Below are 22,769 nucleotides of genomic sequence, written 5' to 3'. Positions count from 1 at the left end.
AGCGACTCTGCAACACCTGCAACAGGAGCATAGCGACTCTGCAACACCTGCAACGGGAGCGAAGCGACTCTGCAACACCTGCAACAAAAGCGAAGCGAACTTTTATAACCTGCAACTTAAAAAACACCAACACCATGAAACGTTCTTTCCCTACACTGCTTTTAATCCTCTCCCTTTGCACCTGCGGCCTCGCCCAAAACCTCATCGGGGTGGAATACGGCTTCGGCCTCACTGGTTGGGCCTCCTGGAACGGGATCAATACCCCCAACGTCAGCCTGCGCATTAATGGGCAGGCGAACAACACCCCTTTTTGGGGCAGCCGCAGCCGAATCCAATCCCGTTCGGGTGACCGTGCCGTCGCTATTTCTTCTCCCGGAATGGTAGGGGATACAACTCGCTTCCGCTCTCCTTCCCGGAGTTTCGTCGGACAACCTGACGTTTACCTGTCCTTTCACCAGTATTATCGCCGGAACAAAATCGGCACCGACAGTACCCACGTATGGGTGGAGCTGTATGACAATACGACCCTTCTCCGAACCATCCCCCTCAACGAACAACTGGTGGCGGGCGTAGAAACCGCGCCCTACGACACCGTGATGCTGCACGTCCCGGAGCTGATAGGCGTAAGCGATGCACGCGTTGTCCTGGCTTCCACCGGCCCCTCCTACTTCTGGCTGATCGACGATGTTGCTTTTTTCGATTCGGCTCCTTTACCCCTGACGCCTGACACCCTGGGGCAATACCTCGGCGACCAAGGCTACCCCTACAGGGTCAGCCCCGCTGGCGGTGCTTACGTTCCAAACCAGTTAGTCATTCAGTTTGCCCCGGATGCCAGCCCTGGCTTCCAGGATTCCCTGCGGGAAGAATTCGGTGCCCGCGCAGTTGATTCCTGCGCCTGCGACTTCGTAAAAGTCTGGGAAATTGACGGCTCCATGTTCATCAGCCAGGGCGGCCAGCAAGAGGATGCCACCGGAACTACCGATATTCTGAGTAACATCATCAAAGCAAAGTCAAAGACAATGGTGGATGGTGTAGACCTCAACACTTATAACCTCACCCAGCCTGTCCCCGTAACGCCAGTGCCCTCAGCCCCGCTCACCACTGCCGATTTTAATACCCTCGCCAGCAACCAGGGGACGGAAGACTGGAGTGCCCTCCGTATTGCCATTCTCGATACGGGTATCGACTACGAGCACCTGAAAATCAGCCCGCACGTAAAAGTAAATCGAACGAACCTGCCCGGTTCGGCCAGCGACAACCTGAACTGCCTCGAAGGCGATGCCATTGGCTGGAATTATGTAGACAAGAACAATAACCCTTACGACGATAATGGTCACGGCACCCATGTAGCCGGCATTATTGCTGACAGCCTCGATGAACATGCCCCCAATGGCTGTGGTTATGAATTTCTATCCTATAAGACCCACGATTATAACGGCGTTTCTACCCTCTTTGCCGTCGCTTGTGCCACCTTCCAAGCGTCTTTAGACGATATTGACATCATCAACGATAGTTGGGGTTTCTTTGGCGACTCCAGTATAATTTTGGGGAACGCAATTGATACTGCAGCGACAAGAAACATTCTGATCATCAGTGCAGCCGGAAATGAAGGAATCGACCTCCGGAATACCCGTCAGTACCCCGCTTGTTATTCCGCCCCAAATGTTATTACCGTTGCTGCTACTCAATATATCAGAGACGTAGACGTCATCGTAGGCGTAGAAAGGGCCGGCTTCTCCAATTTCTCTCCCCTCTTCGTTGATATTACAGCGCCCGGTGTTGACATTTTCAGTGCCAGGCCCCGCGGTGGCGGCACCTTTAAATCCGGCACCTCCATGGCCACGCCCATGGTAACCGCCGAAGCCGCCATTGTGTATGCTTGTTTACGAGATGAGCTTGGCGCTGGTTTCAACTTCGACACCGTCAGAACCATCGTCCTGAACGCAGCCACCCCAACATTGTCCCTGGAACCCGTCGCCAGAGACGGTAAACAACTGGTCTACACCGAGAGCTGTGTCTGTGATCCGGTAGCAACGACGGACCAACGTTTACAAGCCCCGGGCTTTGAGGTGTACCCCAACCCCGGCCAGTCTTTGCTCTTTATTAATTCATTGCTCCCGCGCGCCGCCGCCCAACTACGGCTGCTTGATGGCAGCGGACGGCTGATCTACGAAGCAAGTATGCCGGCCTGGGCACCTGGCGTACCACAAAGTATTACCTTACCCAGGTTGAGCGCGGGGATATATTTCCTTCAAATCAACGGCCAAGATTACCAATGGACAGAAAAATTGCTACGCTTCTAACCAGAATCAGCTTACTGACTCTAGCCCTTTGCCCAGCCTTTTTGCCCGGTCAAAGCAGGGATTCTCTGCTGGCCCGGGGGGCCAGGTACCACAGCCTTGGCGTCACCTATATCCAGAATGAGCAGCTAGATAGTGCCGTCTATTACACCCGCCTTGCCGTTCGGGACCGCGAAGCGGCCCTGGGCGATACGCCGGACATTAACCTTGGAAAATCCAATTTCAACGCTGGCAGGGCGCTCAATGGAAGATCAGACTACGCCGCCGCCCGCCCTTACCTGGAGCGGGCGTTGGCGATTTACAGGGGGCTAGACCTGCCACCAGACCAAACTCACCGGCCACCCACTACAGCCATCGAGTTGGCAAAAGCGCTTTCGGGCATCGGGGATTTTGCTGCGGCAAAAAACCAGTTACGCGTCGCCATGACCGAAACGGGAGCCGCTACGGAAGTTACGATGCTACGCAAGTATGACCTAGAAGCCCTGTGCTACGCCGAGTTAGGGGGTATATTATTCGAGCAAGACTCTTTAGAAGCCGCTCGTCCTTACCTAGAAAGGAGTGCAGAATTATACCGGGGGCTCATCAGGCTGGAAGACGACAATTTTGGCTGGTACCTCGGCAACAGCCTGGTACCGCGTTTCAACATGGCCGTCACCCAGCAGAAACTGAAAGATTACCCGGCAGCAGAAAAAGAACTTTTGGGACTATTGGAGATTTATGCAGACAATGACATCACCTCCGAACTCGCTAACGGATGTAATGTACTGGCCCTTTTGTACATCGAAACCGGGCAACTCTCTAAGGCCAGGACTTTTTTGACAAAGGGAAAATTGGCCGCAATACAAGCCAACATACCTCAATACAAGGCCCAAAATGACGATCATTGGGGTAGCCTTTATCTAGCAGAAGGAAAGCCTGCAGAAGCAGCCGCCTTTTTTCAGCAAGCGCAGGCGACCCTCTTACCGGAATACAGTCCGGTTAACATTACTGACGTTCCGCAATTAGCTGAACTAAGATATGCCGACAACCAGCAGGACCTGTTTCTATACATTAATGATCAGGCGCGGGCGCTGGATGCCATGGACGGTAAGGGAGCAGAGATAGCCGAAGCCCTGTCCCAGCTCTATCGTACGGGCGACGCCTTATTGGATGACCTTCGTCAACAGCACAGCGGACAAGCCTCCAAGTTTTTCTGGCGGGAGAAAACCGCCGCTTTTTATGAGTCGGCCATCAAACACTGCCACCAGGCAAATCTGCCCGAAGACGCTTTCTTCTTCTTCGAAAAGAGTAAAGCCGTTTTACTCTACGATGCCATTCGCGGAAGCGACGCCCTCCGGGAACTGCCGGATACCCTGAGGCAACGTGAAAAGCAATTGGCACGGGCCGTAACCAGAGCGCAGTCGGAGATGGGAACCTCCGAAGCGCAAGACCGAACAGAGGCCTTACAAGCGGTGATCTCCGCCCAAGGCAACCTCTCCGAGTTCCGCCGTCAACTACGCAGCCGTTTCCCCCATTACCGCGCATTGACGGAAAACGTAGTAGTACCTGCCCCAACAACCTTTCATGAGCGCACACTTGTTTCTACCGGTCAGGCGCTCCTCCATTACTTTATGGGGCCAACACAAACCTTTGCGTTATACCTGGACCAAAGCGGGCTAAAGACTTTCAACCTCGGTAAAACTGATGGTTTGCAGCAGATTGCGACCGAATTATTGGCCTATTTCTCCAAGCCTACGGACATCCAGAATGACCCCGCGGGATATGCTGCGGCAGCCTTTACGGTTTATCAGGCCTTCCTGGCCCCCTTGTCGTTGCCCGCCAATCAGTCCTTACTCATCATTCCTGACGGGCCACTCACCTACGTACCGTTTCCAGCCCTGCTGACGGAGGAGGTTTCTACCGCTAATCAACTGAGCAGATTGCCTTACCTGGTCCGGCGACACCCCGTTTCCTACGGGCATTCCGCCAGTATTCTTTCCCGAAAGCAACCAGCAAATACATCGGGCGACCGCATAGTCGCCTTTGCACCCTTCGTGAATGGCAGCGCAACCTTGGCCTACCCTCCCCTGCCCTTCAGTCAAGACGAACTACAACAGATAACGGAATCCTTTCAGGTTGAACTGCTAACGAGTGAAGCCGCGACCCTCGCCCGGTTCCGGGAAAAAGCCGCTTACGCCAACATCCTGCACCTGAGTACCCATGCATTTGCCTCCACTGATGCCGGAGCGCCTTTGATCGCTTTTCATGATCAGCCCTTATTCCTGCGGGAAGTTTACCATCAGGACCTCAACGCGGACCTTGTTGTACTCAGCGCCTGCCAGACCAATATCGGCAAACTGGCCAAAGGAGAGGGGGTGCTGGGGCTTGGCCGTGGGTTCATCCAGGCAGGTGCCGCCAGTGTTATTGCCAGCTTGTGGAACGTGAACGCCCGATCTGGCGGACAAGTACTCAGCACCTTTTACCAGACGCTTGGCCAGGGAGAGACAAAGGGAAAGGCCCTGCATTTGGCCCAGCTTCGTTACCTTGATGATGCAACAATGCGGGACGTAGAAAAGTCCCCCTACCTCTGGGCCGGGCTTACTTATTACGGTACGGAGACCGGACTTGAACTGCAGCCTGCCAAAAATAGCAAAGCGTTCCTCTGGGGGGCCTTGGTTGGTGTTTTGGGTTTGACGTTGGTTTTGGTTTGGTATAATCGGGCTAGGGAGTGAGAGGCTACCAAGTATCCAGCCCCAGCAATCTCCGTCCCAACACCGACAGCTCAGCCGTCTCATAGCGATCCTGTTCCCAGTTTCGCGGATCACCGGGGAAAGCGTAGCCTTCCGGAGCGATACGGTTTTGCCACGAGTTGATGCGCCATTGGCGCAGTTCTTCGTTCTCCTCCTGCGCGGGCATCATGGAGAGGTACTGGGCAATGCGGACCTTGTCTTCTGAGTTATTCGGCCGGATACCGTGCGGCTCGGTACTGTTGAAGATCAACAGGTCGCCGGCTTCCAGGGGGACTTTGACGATTTCTGCTTCGAGGCCGGAGGTATCGGGTTTAAAACGATCGCGGTCTTCCGGCTGGGTCAACTTCCAGGTATCATAGTTACGGTAGAGCCAGGGGATGCACTGGAAGCCCCCCATTTCGGTATCCAGCTGGTCGGCCAGCGCCAGTACGCCCTGTACGTTTTGGGGGCGGGTTTCGGGGTCGTAATCCCAGTGAATGAAGCCACGGTATTCGAAGCCGGGGCGGATGGGAAAATTAAGGTTGGCCCGGTCGATGGTTACCCATAGTTTTTCGGTGCCCCAAATGTCAACAAAGGCATCGTAGACCTTAGGCATCTGCCGGTTGTTCCACAGGTGTTGGTGGTTGTAGACTTCCACCATTCCGGTGCCTGCCAATTCCTTCATCTTCATTTCAGCGCGGGGCGCTGTGTACCAGGTCGAAGGATCAACAGGGTCTTTCTCCTCGAATTCCCAGAGGAAGTCAGCGGTCGCAGCTGCTTGAGAGCGGGGAACGGCGTTTTTAATCACAACGTAGCCGTTCGTCCGCCAGAACTCCCACTGGTCCATCGTCAGTACCCGTAACGAATCGGGCGTTGCGGATTCACGTAGCCGGACCTTACTGCTTTTGGCGGTGGAAGGGTTACCGGGGATGTCTTTGTGGGCGTTGGTTTGCATGAAGGGCGAGTTGTCGGGTTATCGGGTTGTCTCTGTTACCTGGTCAACATGATTTCGCTTCGCGGCTACTCGTGGCGTAATCGTGATTGAACCCAGGGGGCTTTGGGCCGACGGGAAGATTCGGCAAGTCCAGATTAACCGTTTTCGGCTTGAGTTGACTCCCGGCTGTTTTGTCTGCCTAAGATAATTTCAAGCTGGGTTTCCTGCAAGTACGGGGCCGTTTCGCCTGCTTTTTTTCAACTTGCATTGCACCTGCGGCCCCGCCCTTATTGAAGCTATTGGTCTGTTGAGGCGAGACGGCCTGACAGACCAATAGCTCCAACGGGCTAACAGCTCCAATCACTCCCCCAATACCGCAAACCGGAACCTGTCAATCTCACTGGGCAGGTGCTCCCGCTCCATGATCGCCTCCATTTCGGCGACGATGTCCGGGTTATCAGCCGCTACATCGTTGGCTTCTTTTACGTCTTTACTCAGGTCGTAAAGCTCCAGGGTGAGGTTACCGTCGTGCATATTTTTCCGAATCGCTTTCCAGTTTCCTTTGCGTACGGCCTGCTGGCCTTTGTAGGCGGGGAATTCCCAATAGAGGTAATCATGCGCCGGTTGGGTTTCACCTTTCATGGCTGGTAAGAAGCTGATTCCGTCGTTGATTGGTGGCTCAACGCCGACAATTTCTGCCAGGGTTGGCAACACGTCCTGAAAGGCGGAGATGTGGTAAGAAGTTCCGTTAGCAGCGATGGTCCCCGGCCAGTGGGCGATCATCGGCACCCGGATGCCGCCTTCGTAGACGTGGCCTTTGACCCGGTCTTTCTTCGTTTGGAAGGGTTCTGCGCTTTTGAAAAACTCCGTATCAGCACCGCCTGCGTATGTCGGGCCATTGTCACTGCTAAAGATGATCAGCGTGTTCTCATAAATGCCCTGGGTCTTCAGCTCAGCCACCAGTTCTCCTACCTGCTCGTCCAGCGTGGAAATCATGGCAGCGTAGGTCGCCCTGGGGTACTGGCTGGGGAAGTAGCTTTTGCCTCGGTAGGGAGGGTCTGCTTCGGTGCCAATCTTTTCATGGTAGTGGTCCACCCAACGTTTCGGCGCCTGAAGTGGTACGTGTGGCAAGGGGGAAGCGTAGTAGAGGAAAAACGGATTATTGGCATTGTTACGGACGAATTCCAGGGCCTTAGCCTGCATCGCATCCGGCGCGAAGTCCTGCTGCAGGAACTGGTTGAAAAAGGTAGAATCCGGGGTGTCTTCGTCCTGCTCGTGCTTGACGTGGGGTGCTTGTAGTTCATTGTTCAGGAAGACCCTGCTTTCGTTTTCCCACAGGTGCGTCGGGTACAGGTTATGCGCCTGCCGCTGGCAGTTGTAACCGAAGAAGTAATTGAATCCCTGCTTGTTCGGCACCCCTTCGGAATAGGGCGCTCCCAGGCCCCACTTGCCAACCAGGCCGGTGGTGTAGCCAGCACCTTGCAGTACTTCGCCCAGGGTGATCAGTGAATCGGGGATGGGTGCCTGGCCTTCCAGGCGGGGGTTATCGAACATGGCCTGGAAGTTCCAGACGTCGCCCCGGGCACCGTCTTCGTGGTTGCCGCGCACGTAGGCGTGGCCGGTGTGGCGGCCCATCATCAGCACGCCGCGGGCGGGCGCGCAGACGGGGGCACCGCTGTAGTGTTGGGTAAAAAGCATACCTCCGTTGGCCAGGGCATCGAGATTGGGCGTTTCGATGATTTCCTGACCCATTACGCCCAGTTCGCCGTAGCCAAGGTCATCGGCCAGGATGTAGATGATGTTGGTTTTGGGCGGGGCCGCAGGTGCATCGGAGGTGGAAGAGGAGCAGGCGGAGAGGGTTAGCAGGAGGATGGCCGTGGCACAGAGGTATAGTTTCATGGCCAAAATATAAGACTATCCCGCTATTGCAGTTTAAAAGTCACCGGTAAAAAGAACTGTACGCGTACTGGCTCACCTTGTTTATACCCAGGGTGCCAGGTGGGCATTTTACTAATAATTCGTTCCAATTCCCTGCTGATGTCACTGTTCAAACCGCGTCTCACTTCAATCTCGGTAATGCTGCCATCTTTTTCAACTACGAAGCGTACCTCCGCTTTTCCCTGCACATCCTTTTCGGCTGCGCGTGCCGGATACCTGAGGGTAGCATAAACGAATTCGAGCATTTTTCGTTTGGCGCATGCCGTTTGAGCGTCTTTGTCTTCGATCTCCTCACAGCCGGGAAATCGGGGCATCGATTCCAGGTCACTGGGCGCTTTTTCGATAGAATAGGAAAAGACGGTATCGGCTTGCATCAAACCTTGTTCCGTAATTACGCCCAAAGTATCGTAGGCGATAAATTCTCCTTCTTGTTTTCCTTTCAGGTAGTGCTTCTTTTCCCGCACGGAACCCGAACTATAATAGCTAACCCATTCCCCTTCTTTTTCTCCATAGGCAAATTGCCCAAGGGTAATCAGTGAGTCATTGGAATAGGCATACTCGCGGTATGGCCCCTGCAGCAGACCGTCCTCATAGGTAGCTTCTAATTTCCGGTGGCCGTTATCGAACCAAGCCCGGTGCGGGCCTTGGAGAATCGACCTTCTGCTATCTGTGTAACTAGTGAGATCCGTCATCAGCATTTTCTCTGGAAAAAATTGCCGGTAACGAAAAGTACCGTCTTTCAGCTTTGTGGACAGTGTCTGGTAGTCTTCAAACAAGACCTCTTCTCCCTTCTCCAGAAAACTTGCGTAGCGCGCTTTTTGAGCAGTAAGAGGGAAAGAGATAAATACAAAAAGAATAACGAACGTGAGGTGGGATAATCCAGCATTCATGCTAAGAATAATTTACATCACCTAAGACTCTAAATATGGAAGTAGTCACCATTCGCCTCAATGATATTATGGTCATTTAACGAAAAAAGGCCATCAACAATGAAGTTGATGACCTTTTAATCGTCGGGGTACCAGGATTCGAACCTGGGGCCTCCTGTTCCCAAAACAGGTACGCTAACCGGACTGCGCTATACCCCGAAGAAAGCAGCTGGTGCTTTCAGAAATTTAAATGGCGGAGACGGCGGGATTCGAACCCGCGGTACCTTGCGGTACGTCGATTTAGCAAACCGGTGGTTTCAGCCACTCACCCACGTCTCCGGGTGTTTTCTTAAAGCCATTGCTGTAAGAACGAAAACAGGTTAGTGCAGCAAACCGGATGGTTGCGCTGCGCGGCTGCCCAAGGGCGGTCAGCCACTCACCTATGTCTCCGGGTGAACATCTGACAAACTACAAAGCGCATTTATAGTCAATCTCAGATAAGCCCCCAACAACATTTTGTTGGGAGGAAGTTGCAATGTTGCCATTGTTCCTTCCCTAAGCGGACGCAAATTTACGTGCTCTACTTCAATTGAGAAAGCTTTTTGAAAGTATTTTTTGAAAAGAAGTGATACAAACTTGGGCAGCGCCAATAATACTCTAGTTATCAATGGCTTGTGAAACTCGTTGACTTTTGCCAATTGGTCGATTTAAACTGATAGAAGTAAAAGCTGCACGTCGTAACGGCTATGCTTGCTTTCTATGAGTCAGCCCCTATCGCAATACTGACCGAAACCAAGACTTAAATTAACGAGAGTAGCCACGCACCGACAACTTCCATATCGGCTCGACAAAGTGATCGGGATACGATGATGAATGGCCTTTAATCAGGAGAAAAACTTCAAAACGTTGCCGATAAATGATCTACGCGAGGCTTTAACGGCCAGAAAACCACTCAAGAATCTTCAAAAAATACAGGGCGCTGAGCGAAGGATTTGAAGCACTTACTGTGTCTGTGCGCACAAAATGGGCTCCCCACGAAACCCTAAAACACTAACTACCAGATACTTAACAGGCTTTTGCCCTATTCAACCTAAATGAGCTACCCGCTGCTGTGACCAGGCTTCCCTACCCTGCTTCTCAACTAATTCACCTTGCACCTGCGGCTGCGCCCTAATCCCTCTACTGGATATGCGCCTGATCAGCCCTTCAGTCACTGGATAACCTGCTACTCGAGGTACGCAGGAGGTACCAACCCCGACAAAGCCTACACTGCTCTTCTATCGCAAACAATCAAACCAACATGATAAGAGCATTGACATTTTTTGGCCTTCTTCTCCTGTGCACCGGAGGAATGAGTGCCCAGCAACTAGCCAAAAAGAAAGTCGAGGGAAATTTCAAAAATAAATCGCTCGACCTTGCGCTGTTCGACCTTAAGATCAACTATCGCCTCGTCTTCGATTATGACAAGGCGGACACTAAGGGAGTGATTGTTAATGTCTACCTCTCAAAAATGCCCATGAGCGAGGCAATGCCCTTACTGCTATTTGACACTGGCTTAGACTTCTCTCTCGAAGAGCCCAACCGGGTGACCATTTTCAAACGGAGTGCCGCTACGGAAGCAAATTCCGCCACCTTCGCCTCGACGGCTATTCCTAAACGGACTGACTTCACCTTATCCGGCATCATCAAAGATGCTGTTTCTGGCGAGAGCCTGCCCTTCACCACTGTCTCCATTAAGGGCACCACCCAGGCGACGACTAGCAACGTTGACGGCTATTTTGCTCTGTTGAAGGTGCCCGCCGATACCGTCTTACTGGAAGTGAGTTATTTGGGCTATCAAACCACTTTATTCCGCATGCATCCCGACCTGTCGGCCAACGCCGTGGAAATTCGGATGACCCCAGCCAGCCAGTTGCTCCAGCAGGTCAACGTTACGGCTAACCGGGAAGATCAAATGATGAAGGCCAGCACCGGCATCAGCCAGCTGGCGGTTAACCCTGCTCAACTTACAACCATACCGAGCCTCGGACAACGGGATGTGTTTCGGTCATTGCAATTGCTACCGGGCGTGAGTGGCTCCAACGAAAGTTCCTCCGGCCTTTATGTCCGCGGCGGAACGCCTGACCAAAACCTGGTTCTCTTTGATGGTTTCACGGTTTACCAGGTCGATCACCTATTCGGTTTTTTCAGCGCTTTCAATAGCGACGCGATCAAAGACGTGCAATTATTCAAGGGCGGCTTTGAGAGTAAGTATGGCGGCCGGCTATCTAGTGTTGTCGACATTACGGGAAAGGACGGCAATACGGAAGAATTCAATGCAGGCTTCGGCCTTAGTTTACTGAGCGCCAACGCATTTGTAGAGTCACCCTTTGCTAACGGAAAGGGCTCGATCATCCTGACTGGCCGGCGGTCTTTCCAGACCAGCCTCTACGACAAACTGCTTAACCTTTCTGACGGTGGCGAAACCGGTACCGAAGAGGATGACGGTACAGAGGAAGACACCCCTGCTTTTGGTCCTGGCTTCCGGCGTGGCGTTGCCGAGGTGGCGCCTAGTTCCTGGTTCTATGACATCAACGGCAAGGTTACTTACCGGACGAAAAAGGACGTTTTCTCCCTCAGCACTTACAGCGGCAAGGATAAGCTGGACAACAGCGCAGACAACGACGCAGCAGGCTTCGGCTTCGGTGGAAGGGGTGGCCCTCCCGGTGGCGGAGGTATTGGAGGAGACGAAGGCAGCAACTTCGAACGATCAGTCGTTGATTTATCAGACTGGGGAAATACTGGTGCCAGCCTGAAGTGGAGCCGACGCTGGAACGATAAACTGTACAGCAATGCCCTGATCTCCCGCTCCAACTATTTCAGTTTCCGAGACCGGACAACCACCGTTAACATCGAAACAGATACCTCCTCGCTCAGTCTCCGGACCGGTACGGTGGAAGAGAATGACCTGGTTGACCTTACCGCTAAATGGGACTGGGAATGGCAGCTTGGTAAAAGCCACAAGCTGGGCTTCGGCGCCTTCGCTTCGGCCATGGACATAAAGTATGATTACTTTCAAAACGACACTACTTCCATCCTGGCGCGGGACGACCAAGGATTGATCTCGGGTTTCTACCTACAAGACCGTATCACGATTCAGGACAAGCTGATCATCGTTCCAGGGCTACGGGTTTCGCACTTTGACCAAACCCAGCAAGTTTATGCGGAACCCCGACTTCAAATGCAGTACCTGCCCAATGAACGCCTAAAGATTAAAGCGGCGACCGGGCGCTATTACCAGTTTGCCAACCGGATCATCCGGGAGGACATCTCTCAGGGTAGCCGGGACTTCTGGATTCTGGCCGACGATGAACGGGTGCCGGTTGGTCGTTCCGACCAGTTTATCCTCGGTGCCAGCTACGAAACCAACGATTGGCTCTTCGACGTAGAGGGGTATTATAAGATCCTGGACAACCTATCGGAATACTCTACCCGCTTCTCCTCCACGGGCCTTGGCCGCAACGCCAGTCTTGACTTCAGCGAAAGCTTCCTCACCGGCAGTGGCACCAGTAAAGGCATCGAATTCCTGTTGCAAAAGAAAGCCGGACCGCTCACCGGCTGGCTCAGCTACACCCTCGGGCGGGTTGAATACGACTTCGAAGCCTACAGCGAAGATCCCTTTCCTGCTTCTCACGACGTAACCCACGAAGCAAAGATCGTGGCGCTCTACCAACCGGAGCAAAGTAAGTTCTCCTTCGGCGCAACGCTTATCTATGCAACCGGCAAACCGTATACCGCACCGCTCGGTGCCTATACCGTGGAACTTCTGGACGGCGGCACCCAGGACCTTTTTGCCGTTAGCACCAAGAATTCTCTTCGTTTACCCGATTATCACCGCCTGGACCTATCGGTCAACTACGATATGGGGCGCTTCATGGGCGGGCGGGCCAAATCCTCCTTCTCCCTGTTTAATGCCTATAACCGAAAGAACGTGTGGTACAAAGAGTTCGACGTAGTGGAGGGCCAGATTCTGGAGACCAACGTGAACTTACTGGGACTTACACCTAGTCTTGGCTTCAACTGGTCCATCCGGTAGGTAAAACGCTGCTATTCCTACCCAGGAACTCCCATCTCTCCCAACCCCACAATTCAATAACATGAAATTTCCAGTTTTACTTTCCAGCTTTTTAATGAGTTTATTATTCCTGACCGCCTGTGAAGAGGAGGAAGCCGTAGTCGCCGACATTGACGAGATTGTAGTGGAGGCCTTTCTTTTCGGTGGCCAGCCAGCAGACTCGATCAAGATAAGCCGCGTCATCCCCTTTAATGCTGAAACTGAACTACCTGGTCTCAGTAACCTCGAACCGGTAATTACCGATGAAAACGGCAATGTCTATTCACTTTTCTTTCAGGGTGACGAACATTACTACCACAACCCAGACTTGGTTTTTGAAGAAGAACAGACCTACGCTTTTTCCTTGACCTACAACGGTAAAGAAGTTTCGGCGCAGACTTTCGTGCCTACGCCACCAACGGGATTAACCCTGTCCGCTACGTCCATCGGCCGAACAAGAATCCTTGATTTTGCGGACCTGCAGAACCAGACCATGCCCGACCCCTTCGAGGCAACCTGGACGGGCGATGTCGGTGCTTTTTACTTTGTAGAGGTAACCAACATCGAAAACGACCCTGACGTAATCAACGAATTGTTCGCGGCCTCCGACCGACCACCGTTGCCACAAATTCAAACGGCTCCCTCTATCGACCAAACCTATCGCCTCGACGTGCGGCGGGAAATCAACTACTTCGGCCGGCACGAGATCATTGTCTATCGCGTCAATCCGGAATACGTATTGCTTTACCAAGACCCCGGCGATGGTCTCGGCGGGCTAACGGAGAACCGGACGAACATTGCCAATGGGTTTGGGATATTTACCGGAATTACCAGTGTGCGGGATACGTTTACGGTTTACGCGGAGTAGGAAAGATCGCATTTACTCAACACCATTACATGCTCGATAAATAGATAAGGTTCCATCTTCATCAAACCAGATATTAAGATATCTGCCATCCCTTTGTAAATGACGAGGGGCATACCGACCAATACTGTTGTTTTGCTTCAACTCCTTAATGAGCGTTTCAGATATACCCAACGTTCGTAAATAATTAGAGGCAGCTACCGTTAGTTGGTTTCCTGTCAAACCCGTTAGCCTTAGTTCAATCGCACAGCCCTCCCAAAATTGATGGTAAATGTATTGGTTCCCTTTCAAGTCGCTCATTATGGCCATTCTGTGTGCTGAGCTTTCGTGATCCGATTGATTGCCATATTCCAACGTATCAATGAGAGCTAAACTTCGATTAGCATACTCCTTGATAGTCTCCCCTTCCTTAAACACCCGCACCGGCGAAACAAACGCATCAAAAACCCACCCCCGGCCAATATCCGCACCGATGTAAGTCCACTTCCCAGTGAGCCCGTCGATGACGGTTTCTTCTTTCTGCTGGCTGATGATGCCCAGGCTGGCACCGTACTCCAGCTTTCCCACGACCGCCGAATCCAGGCTGGGAGCAGCGCGCAGATTCAGTCCGTTCCAGGCATTGGCGAAGTGGTAGGGCTGCAGCACCGTAGGGTCATACCAGCCGTCGAAAGCCCGGTAGAGGGCTTCGTGCAGGATGGTGTTGTGGTCTTCGTCCATCAGGGGCAGAAAAGTGGACTTGGTGTGTTTCTCCATTAAACGGGCGAGTTTCCGGGAGCCATCGACCATGACGGGGTATTCTTCGCCGACGGAAACAAAGAGGCGTTCGGGGTAGACGTCAAGGGCCGTCACCAGGGAGTCCATATCGACGTACAGTTGCTCTTTGTCCCACCAAAGGGAAGGACTGACGATGACGTAGTCGTTGAAGTGGCCGGGGTATTTCAGGAGCACCTCGGTGGCCAGCAGGCCACCTAATGACTGCCCCACCAGGGTACGATGATCGGTGGTTCGGAAGGTAGTGTCGACGAAAGTCGGCAATTCCTGCTGGAGGAATTCGATGAATTTTTCGGAGCCCCCGGTAGTGGGGAAGTCACGGACGTCGCGTGGGTCTTTGCTAGGGTAGGTAAAATCTCGTTTTCGGTCCACGTTGGCGATGCCGACGAGGATCGTCGGGGGCATCATCTCGTGGTCATCGAAGTAGCGCATCAGGCCGGCAGCGTGGAAGAAGTCTTCGTTGGTAGCGCCGTCGAGCAGATAAATCACCGGGTATTCCTTTTCCGTTGAGTCGGCGTATTCAGTGGGTAACAGAACGTTGATCAGGCGACCTTCATCGAGTACTTCGGAGTGCAACTTGTAGGATTGTCCAAAATTGATCGGCGTTTGGGCGCGGCCGCTGGTGCAGAGAAAGATTAGTAGGAGCAGGGTAAGTAAGTTTCGCATACACGGAAAAACGATGTTAAAATCAGAAAGGCTTTAATTAGCATCCGCAAATTACCGTTTCAGAAACAATTCTTAAACAAAGACCGATGACCAAAGCCCTGCTCTTATTCGCCCTGCTCTGCACCTGCGGCCCCGCCCAAATGCTCGCTCAGTTTACTTTTTCCGTAAACACTGGCTATTCCTTCGGCACCTTCAACCAGCAGCCTGAATTGGTCGGCGACATCATTTTTACTGGCGAAGGCGGCTACCTGAATGCCCTCAATTCAGCCTCCGCAGGCCTGGAAGTTAATTATGCTCCAGCAAACACCAATTTTTCCGGAGGCCTACAAATGAGCTATTCCCGAAGAGGCTATGAACACCTGATCGAACTAGCAAACGGCGAACAAGAGCATAGCTTGTCACACCCTTCCCACGTAGACTACCTGGACATCTCACCACGACTTACCTACCGCCCCAGAAGGTTGTTTTCCGCCAGTATCGGCCCCTTCCTTTCTTTAGGACGTAAGTTCGAGGATAATCCTTTCGTGATAGAACGTGAGCGACGAACCAATACACACGATTACGGTATCAAGGTAGCGGGCCGTCTACACTTTGGCCGAGCCTATGTTTACGCTGCCTACCAGCGAAGTTTTCGCGAATATGATTATACGGGAGGACTTGACGGTCAGTCTAGTGTGCTACTCCTCTCCGTTGAACAACCCTCCCCCATCAGCGCCCTGCAGGCAGGCCTTGGCTTTACCCTCATCAGGTAGGGAATCCAGGTCCATAGAGGGAGGAGGAGGGAGCTAAAGCAACAGCAAATTCACCGTGTGGAAAAATCTTTAATTATTAAGGCCGGAATAAATTTTCGGCAGGTTACCGTTATTTAAAGGCACTAAAACCAGATAAATATGAAGCTTACCTTATCAATTCTCTTCCTCTGTTGTTTCACCCAGCTATCCGCTCAATTCAAATTAAGTATGGACGCGGGCTACGCTCACCCTATTTTCAATGTAGAGCAAAATTCGGTCATGGTACCGCCGTTCCTGGGCTCCAATGTCCCCACTACCCAACGCGCCGAGATACAGGCCTCCGCCGGAGGATTCCTGGCGCTGGCCCTGGAGTACGCCCCACCGCAGAACACCTTCGCCTGGGAGCTCCGACTGCAGTACATGAGTCGTGGCTATGACCTAGTAATTTCAGATCAGACTGCCGCTGGCCTCACTTTTCCTTTCGTTGCTACCCGTGGGCACTACCTCGATGCAATGCCATCCATGATCTACCACTTCAGCCCGCAGTTTTCTCTGCGTGCCGGCCCGTACCTATCCTTACTGCTCATCAGCAGTGAAGAATACTTCCTCTCCCGTGATACTCGCCGCCTGAACCAAATGGATGCCGGCCTTAACTTCGGGGCAAGCCTCTCCTCAGGTCGGTTCCACCTCCGGCTGGACTATCAACGCAGTTCCAGCAAACTCATCTATCCGGTTTACGACATCAATATTACTACTGCCGAATTCTACGATGGCCCTCCGGTCAGCTCGCTACGAATGGGAATTGGGTATACCTTGATAAGGCCGGATCGGGGGTTGGTAATTGTGCCTGAAAAAAGCCTGTTCTAAGCTAATTGGCTTAAGCACCGGTATAGCATACGCTCCTTGTTTCACCTTCATCAGGTAAGCTATCACCCCAAAGTTTCTCACCTAATCCGCTCCGGGAGCCTACTGCCCCGTTCGCGTTCGGGCTACAAGTCCTCAACCGGAATAACGTTTACTTAGCCTCTCCCGACCAACGCAGGTAAGCCTTCAAAAAATCTTCCAAATCCCCGTCGAGTACCGCGTCCGTTTGGCTGGTTTGCCAGCCGGTCCGGTGATCTTTCACCCGGCGGTCATCGAGGACGTAGCTGCGGATCTGGCTGCCCCACTCGTTGGCGGTTTTACCGGCTTCGACCTCGTCGCGTTCCGCTTGTTGCTTCTTCAGCTCGAGTTCGTAGATGCGGCTGCGGAGCATCTTCATGGCCCGGTCGCGGTTTTTGTGCTGGGAGCGTTCGTCCTGGCATTCCGCCACGATGCCCGTGGGGGCGTGGGTCACCCGCACGGCGGATTCGGTCTTGTTTACGTGCTGGCCACCTGCGCCGGAGGCGCGGAAGGTGTCCCAACGAAGGTCCGCCGGATTGATCTCTACCTCAATGGTATCGTCGACCAGGGGGTGAACAAAGACGGAGGCGAAGCTGGTCTGTCGCTTACCCTGCGCGTTGAAGGGGCTGATGCGTACCAGGCGGTGTACCCCGTTTTCCCCCTTCATCATACCGTAGGCGAAGTCGCCCTGGATTTCCATGGTGGCGGATTTGATGCCTGCGGCATCGCCGTCGGTCCGGCTAGCCATGCTGACCTTATAACCGGCGTTCTTTTCGCAGTACATAGTGAACATGCGCAGCAGCATCTCGGCCCAGTCGTTGGCCTCGGTGCCTCCGGCACCGGCGTTGATTTCCAGGATGCAGCCGAGTTCGTCTTCGGGACGGTTGAGGGTAGCGCGAAACTCTGCGTCGTCAAGAACCGCTACGGTTTCTTCATAACGTCGCTCAACTTCTTCTTCGGTCCCCTCCCCTTCTTTAAGAAATTCCTGCAGAATTTCCAGGTCATCCACTTTTTCGGCCACCACATCATACTGCTTTACCCAGCCTTTATTGCTCTGCAATTGCTTCATGACGGCCTCAGCGGCCTTACTGTCGTTCCAGAAATCAGGATCCAGGCTTTGCTGCGTGAGGTCTTCGACCTGAAAGCTGCGCTTTTCCACATCCAGGTAGCCCTTCAGGAGGGAAAGACGGTCTTTCAGTTCTTTTAGCTGATCGTTGGTCATAAGTAAGGGGGGGGAAGGGAGTAAGGGGAAAGGGAGTCAAAAGAAGGGTGGCGAAATTACGGATTTCAGGACTAACGGATAAATATCAGTATTAGCACAACTCCATCTACGCGGTTGGTTGTCTCATCCACTTGTTTCTCCCTGAACCTAAAACAGCCCGGGCCGCGTGAGCGGTTCCGGGCTGTTTTAGGTTCAGGGAGAAATTAGCGGATACTATTTCTCCTTCATGAATTCGTCAATCTTGTCTTTGTGGACCATCACTTCTTTGTAAGCGTACTTACCAGTGTCGGGGTTCTTGACAGATTTCACTACTTTGATGTAGTCGCGGCCGGAGCCAGCGTTTGCGGCACGTTGCCCCGTCCGCGCGTTCTTCGATATTTTAGCCATGGCTGAAAGGATTTATTTACCGAAACAACGATGGTCGCGTCGGATAAGTTTCGTGTTTACTTAATTTCGCGGTGTACGGTCACTTTACGTAGTACAGCGTTGTACTTCTTCAGTTCGAGACGATCGGGAGAGTTCTTCCGGTTCTTCTGCGTGACGTAACGGCTAGTGCCGGGCTGGCCAGTGGCCTTGTGCTCGGTACATTCCAGGATAATGAGGTTGCGGTTACCTTTTGATTTCTTGGCCATGGGAATGGTAGATTGTAATGGTTAGTGGTTCTGTGTACTGCGGGCAGTTACTAGAACTTAACGCCGGTTTCAATGCCTTTGCTTTCCAGCTTCTTAACGTATGCCATTACACCAAGCTTGTTGATGGTACGCATAGCAGAAGTGGAGATCCGTAGGGTAACGAATTCACCCGTCTCCGGTACAAAGAACTTCTTCTTCTGAATGTTGGGTACGAAACGACGCTTCGTCTTCCGGTTGGAGTGAGAAACGTTGTTGCCGCTGATCGGCTTCTTACCCGTGAGTTTACAAACTTTAGACATCGCTGTATACGTTAAGGACCTGATTAGGTCAGAATAAAAAAGCAGACCGAGGCCTGCTTAAGGAGACATTGGAAGAAAATCTTCCTTGTCGTTAGTGACCGTGTCAGGATTCGAACCTGAAACCTCTTGATTCGTAGTCAAGTGCTCTATCCAGTTGAGCTACACAGCCATTCTTCTCTCGAAGCGGACGCAAAGGTAATACTTGTTTTTTATTCCTACAAACGTCTAGGAGAAATATTTTCAAAACAAGTGTTTATAATTTTTCCGAGAAAGCCTTAACATTCCTTTGCCTACGATAATTGCCTTGCTCCTTAAACCTTCCTTTGCACCTGCGTCCGCGCCCTATTTAGTTCATAGTTCAGTAATTCGCAGTCGATAACCTCTGCCCTACTATGAACGACTGCATTATAAACTAACCTCTTCCTTCCCCAGCAAATACCAACTAAGCAGCCCCCCCAATACATCAATCGCCGTATGCAACAGCATCAGCGGCCACAGGGTATTGGTGCGAAAGTAGAAGAAACCGAACAGCACCGCCATGGCCATGATCTTCATTACTGGTTTCCAGCCCTGGTAAACATGGCCAAGGCCGAAGGTGATGGCGGGGAAAATCAGTATCACAGCAAACACCCAACCGGTGCTTCCAAGTAAACTGGTCAGGTAACTGATCATAAACCCCCGATAAACGATCTCCTCTCCCACCCCGGCAGCAACGGCCAGGAAAATAAAGTGCAGAAACTGGCCCGCAGCGGCAGGCATGAATCCGAGCTTACTGAATTCCCGCCGCGTTTCCTCTCTGCTGACCGCAGATCCCATCTCCAGGTAAAGGTCTGCCAGGTAAAGCACCAGAAAACCTGCCAGCAGCAGTACAGCGGTAAGGTCGTAAGGAATATCCCCCCATCCCAGCCCGACCGATTTAAGTGGCCGGCCAGCCAGCCAGGTAACCAACAACACGGCTGCGGCCATCGCATAAAGCAGGAGGCCATTGCCGTAGTAAAGCTGAATTTTCATCTTTGGAGACCAATGCAGCGGCGAGGCCTTACGTCGCCGGTTTCCTGAAACGAGCAGGACAAGCGGGAGAATGATGCCCAGCAAGACAAAAAGTATATGATCCGCTAACTCGATGGTAGTTTCAACTAGATGGTGATGCTAAGGTTAAGCGCATAAAGGCGGGGATTGTTTAGCAACGGCGGGCATAGACAAGAACCACTTTAGTAAGATGGCGTTGAAGCGGTAACTTTTATTCCTCACGCTACCTTTAAGAGCTGGTGGTTCATTCCATTTATTAAGTTGACTATGCGTATTACTTTACTTTGTCTCTTTAACTTCTTTTGCACCTTTGTCTTCGCCCAGACCACCGTCAGTATCTACGGTTCCGTCATTGATGGCCTCACTGCCGAACCTTTGATTGGTGTAACCGTAAAAATTGGTGACGGGCAAATTGGAACCGTTACGGATTTGGACGGAAAGTATGAGCTGACCGGTATTACGCCAGGCAGCTATAATATTTCAGCCAGCTACCTGGGCTACGAAACAGTGACACGGAGTAACGTCATCGTACAGTCGAAAGGTAATGACGCCATCAATTTTGAACTCCGGGAAACGCAGACGGAACTGGAAACGGTCGTGGTACGGGCTAATCCATTTCAAACCAGCCGCACCACACCACTCTCTTTGCAGCGGCTTTCGCCCGATGAGATCAAGACCTACCCGGGCGGGAATAATGACATCGCAAAGGTGGTACAGAGTTTACCGGGTATCCAGGGGTCGGTAGCGGGATTCCGCAACGACGTGATCATCCGCGGAGGTGCGCCCAATGAGAACGTTTACTACCTGGACGGCATCGAGATTCCGAACATCAACCACTTCAGCACCCAGGGCAGCGCAGGCGGTCCGGTAGGCCTGCTGAACGTTGACTTCATCGAAGGCGTGGAGCTGGCCAGCTCGGCCTTCGATGCACGCTACGACAACCCCCTGAGTGGTGTCCTGCAGTTCGACCAGCGGGTTGGTAACCGCCGGGAGCGCCAGACAAACCTGCGGATCAGCGCCAGCGAGGCTGCCCTCACGACCGAAGGGCCGCTGTTAAAAAAGGACAGGACGGAATCCAACACCAGCTATTTGTTGTCGGTACGGCGCAGCTACCTTCAGTTTCTTTTCGCAGCGATCGGTTTGCCCATCCGGCCGGACTACTACGATTACCAGTACAAGATCAACCACGAAATTGATGAATACAATACGGTGTACCTGACGGGCATTGGCAGCATCGACGACTTTTCCGTTGAGGCCGACGATGAGTTCGAGCCGGAGCGCGCGGCCCAGCTCGAGCAGGTCCCGATCATCAAACAATGGACTACGACGGCGGGATTGGGCTGGAAAAGGCGTCTCAAAAACGGTAAAGGCCTGATGACCACCACCGCCAGCATCAACGTGCTCGACAATACCTTCAGCCGATACACCGATAACGAAGCGCAGACCGGACTGCTGCTGGAAACCGCCAGCCGGGAGACGGAGCAGAAGCTGCGGTACGCTTACACGCGTTTTGTTGGCGACTGGTCCATCACCGGGGGCGGCAACCTCACCAGAGCGGTTTACACGAACACCACCGAGGACTTACTGCGCGACCAGCAATTCTCTACTGACCTGGACTTCTTCCGGATCGGGCTCTTTGGCCAGGCGAACACGACGGTACTGGACGGCAAACTGGACGTTTCCCTAGGCCTGCGAATGGACGGAAATACGTTTACGAATGGAGGCGTCAATAACCATTTCCTGCGAACCCTCAGCCCGCGCGCCTCCCTGAGTTACCGCCTCGACCCCACCGGTGCCTGGCGGCTGAACGGGACGGTGGGCCGTTACTTCAAGATCCTGCCCTACACCGTGCTGGGTTTCCGCGACGCCACCGGCGCCTTTGCCAACAGAGACGTGGATTACACGGCCAGCAACCACCTGGGTCTGGGCGTGGAACGCCGGGTGGCTGGTTTCGGCAAGCTAAGCGTGGAAGGCTTCTTTAAACAGTACAGCAATTACGCCGTCTCGGTCGTCGACGGCGTTTCGCTGGCGAATAAGGGCGCAGATTTCTCTATTCTCGGTAACGAAGACATCGTTTCCTCCGGAGAAGGACGGAGCTACGGCGCAGAATTCCTCTACCAGCAGAAGCTCTATAAAAACTTCTACGTGATTGCCGCACTCACCCTTTACCGGAGCGAATTCACCGGCCTGGACGGCGTTTACCGGCCCAGCACCTGGGACAGTCGCCAGCTTTTCTCCCTGACGGGTGGCTACAAAGCGCCCCGCAACTGGGAAATCAGCGGCAGGTACCGCTTCGTAGGGCAGTCGCCCTTTGCCCCTACTGACGTTGATGCTTCGCTGGAAACCTATCCCGTTTTCATTCTTGACTACGACAACCTCGGAAGTAACCGCCTGGAGAATTTCCAGCAACTGGATATCCGGATCGACAAAAAATGGAACTTCAAGGCATTGAGCCTCAACGTTTTCCTGGAGGTACAAAACGTACTGGCTGCCGTGGCACCCGCGCCGCCAAGTTACGGTCTTGACCGCAACGAAACCGGAGAATTGGTAACACCGACAAGCCTCATCATAATTCCAGAAGATGAAGGTAGTTTTTTACCTTCTTTTGGTTTGGCCGTTGACTTTTAGGAATCAGGATTCAGTCAACAATATTCAGTGTTTAGAATTCAGGATACAGCGCTCAACACGGATGTTTAGTCCCTGGTCCCTGAACACTAATTCCTGATTCCTGGTCCCTGAATACTGATTACTGAACACTAAATCCTGATCCCTGAACCCTGAACCCTGAACCCTGAACACTAAATCCTATATTTGCCGCCTTTAGCCCCAC

The 22,769-nt window shown here is 52.8% G+C and carries 16 protein-coding genes and 3 tRNA genes; 7 read left to right on the top strand and 12 right to left on the bottom strand.

What is annotated here, in order from left to right; translation table 11 throughout:
* Nucleotides 1–134 precede the first annotated feature (134 nt).
* Nucleotides 135–2,303 carry a S8 family peptidase gene (locus B036_RS0123925; RefSeq protein WP_020571274.1) on the top strand — a complete coding sequence of 723 codons (2,169 nt, stop codon included), beginning with the start codon at nt 135–137 and terminating at the stop codon, nt 2,301–2,303.
* The gene (locus B036_RS0123920; protein ID WP_020571273.1) at nt 2,276–5,011 is read left to right on the top strand and encodes a CHAT domain-containing protein; all 2,736 of its coding nucleotides are present in this window, start codon (nt 2,276–2,278) and stop codon (nt 5,009–5,011) included. Before B036_RS0123925 ends, B036_RS0123920 begins: the two co-directional genes overlap by 28 nt.
* 4 nt (nt 5,012–5,015) lie before the next feature.
* On the opposite strand, the gene B036_RS0123915 is transcribed toward B036_RS0123920, so the two are convergent.
* The 5 genes from B036_RS0123915 to B036_RS0123895 all read right to left on the bottom strand — a co-directional run bounded on the left by B036_RS0123915 (nt 5,016) and on the right by B036_RS0123895 (nt 9,088).
* Nucleotides 5,016–5,963 (bottom strand): phytanoyl-CoA dioxygenase family protein, encoded by a 948-nt coding sequence (locus tag B036_RS0123915; RefSeq protein ID WP_020571272.1) that lies wholly within the window; start codon nt 5,961–5,963, stop codon nt 5,016–5,018.
* A gap of 339 nt (nt 5,964–6,302) precedes the next feature.
* A complete protein-coding gene (locus tag B036_RS0123910; RefSeq protein ID WP_020571271.1) occupies nt 6,303–7,841 on the bottom strand; it encodes an arylsulfatase in 1,539 nt (512 codons plus the stop codon).
* A 23-nt stretch (nt 7,842–7,864) separates the two neighbouring features.
* Nucleotides 7,865–8,770 (bottom strand): energy transducer TonB, encoded by a 906-nt coding sequence (locus B036_RS32595; protein ID WP_020571270.1) that lies wholly within the window; start codon nt 8,768–8,770, stop codon nt 7,865–7,867.
* Nucleotides 8,771–8,893: 123 nt separating this feature from the next.
* Nucleotides 8,894–8,968, bottom strand: a tRNA-Pro gene (locus B036_RS0123900).
* Between the two features lie 32 nt (nt 8,969–9,000).
* Nucleotides 9,001–9,088, bottom strand: a tRNA-Ser gene (locus B036_RS0123895).
* 961 nt (nt 9,089–10,049) lie between these two features.
* Between B036_RS0123895 and B036_RS0123885 the strand changes: the two genes are divergently transcribed.
* Together B036_RS0123885 and B036_RS0123880 are read left to right on the top strand one after the other, a co-directional pair.
* Nucleotides 10,050–12,824, top strand: a complete 2,775-nt coding sequence (locus B036_RS0123885; RefSeq protein WP_026232300.1) for a TonB-dependent receptor — start codon at nt 10,050–10,052, stop codon at nt 12,822–12,824.
* A gap of 61 nt (nt 12,825–12,885) precedes the next feature.
* Nucleotides 12,886–13,710, top strand: coding sequence for a DUF4249 domain-containing protein (locus B036_RS0123880; RefSeq protein WP_026232299.1), 825 nt, complete (start codon nt 12,886–12,888; stop codon nt 13,708–13,710).
* Between the two features lie 12 nt (nt 13,711–13,722).
* On the opposite strand, the gene B036_RS32590 is transcribed toward B036_RS0123880, so the two are convergent.
* Nucleotides 13,723–15,144 (bottom strand): alpha/beta hydrolase-fold protein, encoded by a 1,422-nt coding sequence (locus tag B036_RS32590; RefSeq protein ID WP_020571267.1) that lies wholly within the window; start codon nt 15,142–15,144, stop codon nt 13,723–13,725.
* Nucleotides 15,145–15,230: 86 nt separating this feature from the next.
* Here B036_RS32590 and B036_RS0123870 point away from each other — a divergent pair, with 86 nt between their 5' ends.
* Together B036_RS0123870 and B036_RS0123865 are read left to right on the top strand one after the other, a co-directional pair.
* Nucleotides 15,231–15,896 (top strand): hypothetical protein, encoded by a 666-nt coding sequence (locus tag B036_RS0123870; protein WP_020571266.1) that lies wholly within the window; start codon nt 15,231–15,233, stop codon nt 15,894–15,896.
* A gap of 138 nt (nt 15,897–16,034) precedes the next feature.
* A complete protein-coding gene (locus tag B036_RS0123865) occupies nt 16,035–16,742 on the top strand; it encodes an outer membrane beta-barrel protein (protein ID WP_026232298.1) in 708 nt (235 codons plus the stop codon).
* 148 nt (nt 16,743–16,890) lie between these two features.
* Here the strand turns inward: B036_RS0123865 and prfB are convergent, their stop codons facing one another.
* The 6 genes from prfB to B036_RS0123835 form a co-directional block, all read right to left on the bottom strand.
* Nucleotides 16,891–17,979: a peptide chain release factor 2 gene (gene prfB / locus B036_RS0123860; RefSeq protein WP_020571264.1), complete on the bottom strand. Its 1,089-nt coding sequence runs from the start codon at nt 17,977–17,979 to the stop codon at nt 16,891–16,893.
* 213 nt (nt 17,980–18,192) lie between these two features.
* Entirely contained in the window at nt 18,193–18,366 is a 174-nt protein-coding gene (locus tag B036_RS33080) for a DUF4295 family protein (protein WP_020571263.1), read from the bottom strand.
* A gap of 56 nt (nt 18,367–18,422) precedes the next feature.
* On the bottom strand, nt 18,423–18,611 hold the full coding sequence (gene rpmG, locus B036_RS0123850) for a 50S ribosomal protein L33 (protein WP_020571262.1): 189 nt from the start codon (nt 18,609–18,611) through the stop codon (nt 18,423–18,425).
* A 50-nt stretch (nt 18,612–18,661) separates the two neighbouring features.
* Nucleotides 18,662–18,910: a 50S ribosomal protein L28 gene (rpmB, locus tag B036_RS0123845; RefSeq protein WP_020571261.1), complete on the bottom strand. Its 249-nt coding sequence runs from the start codon at nt 18,908–18,910 to the stop codon at nt 18,662–18,664.
* Nucleotides 18,911–19,005: 95 nt separating this feature from the next.
* A tRNA-Arg gene (locus B036_RS0123840) sits at nt 19,006–19,079 on the bottom strand.
* A gap of 236 nt (nt 19,080–19,315) precedes the next feature.
* Complete coding sequence (locus B036_RS0123835) at nt 19,316–19,921, bottom strand: CPBP family intramembrane glutamic endopeptidase (RefSeq protein WP_044103717.1); 606 nt, start codon at nt 19,919–19,921, stop codon at nt 19,316–19,318.
* 285 nt (nt 19,922–20,206) lie between these two features.
* Here B036_RS0123835 and B036_RS0123830 point away from each other — a divergent pair, with 285 nt between their 5' ends.
* Entirely contained in the window at nt 20,207–22,567 is a 2,361-nt protein-coding gene (locus tag B036_RS0123830) for a TonB-dependent receptor (protein ID WP_020571259.1), read from the top strand.
* The last annotated feature ends 202 nt before the right edge of the window (nt 22,568–22,769 follow it).

It is taken from the genome of Neolewinella persica DSM 23188, from assembly GCF_000373105.1.
Lineage (GTDB): Bacteria > Bacteroidota > Bacteroidia > Chitinophagales > Saprospiraceae > Neolewinella > Neolewinella persica.
This window is presented reverse-complemented; position numbering and strand designations above follow the sequence as displayed.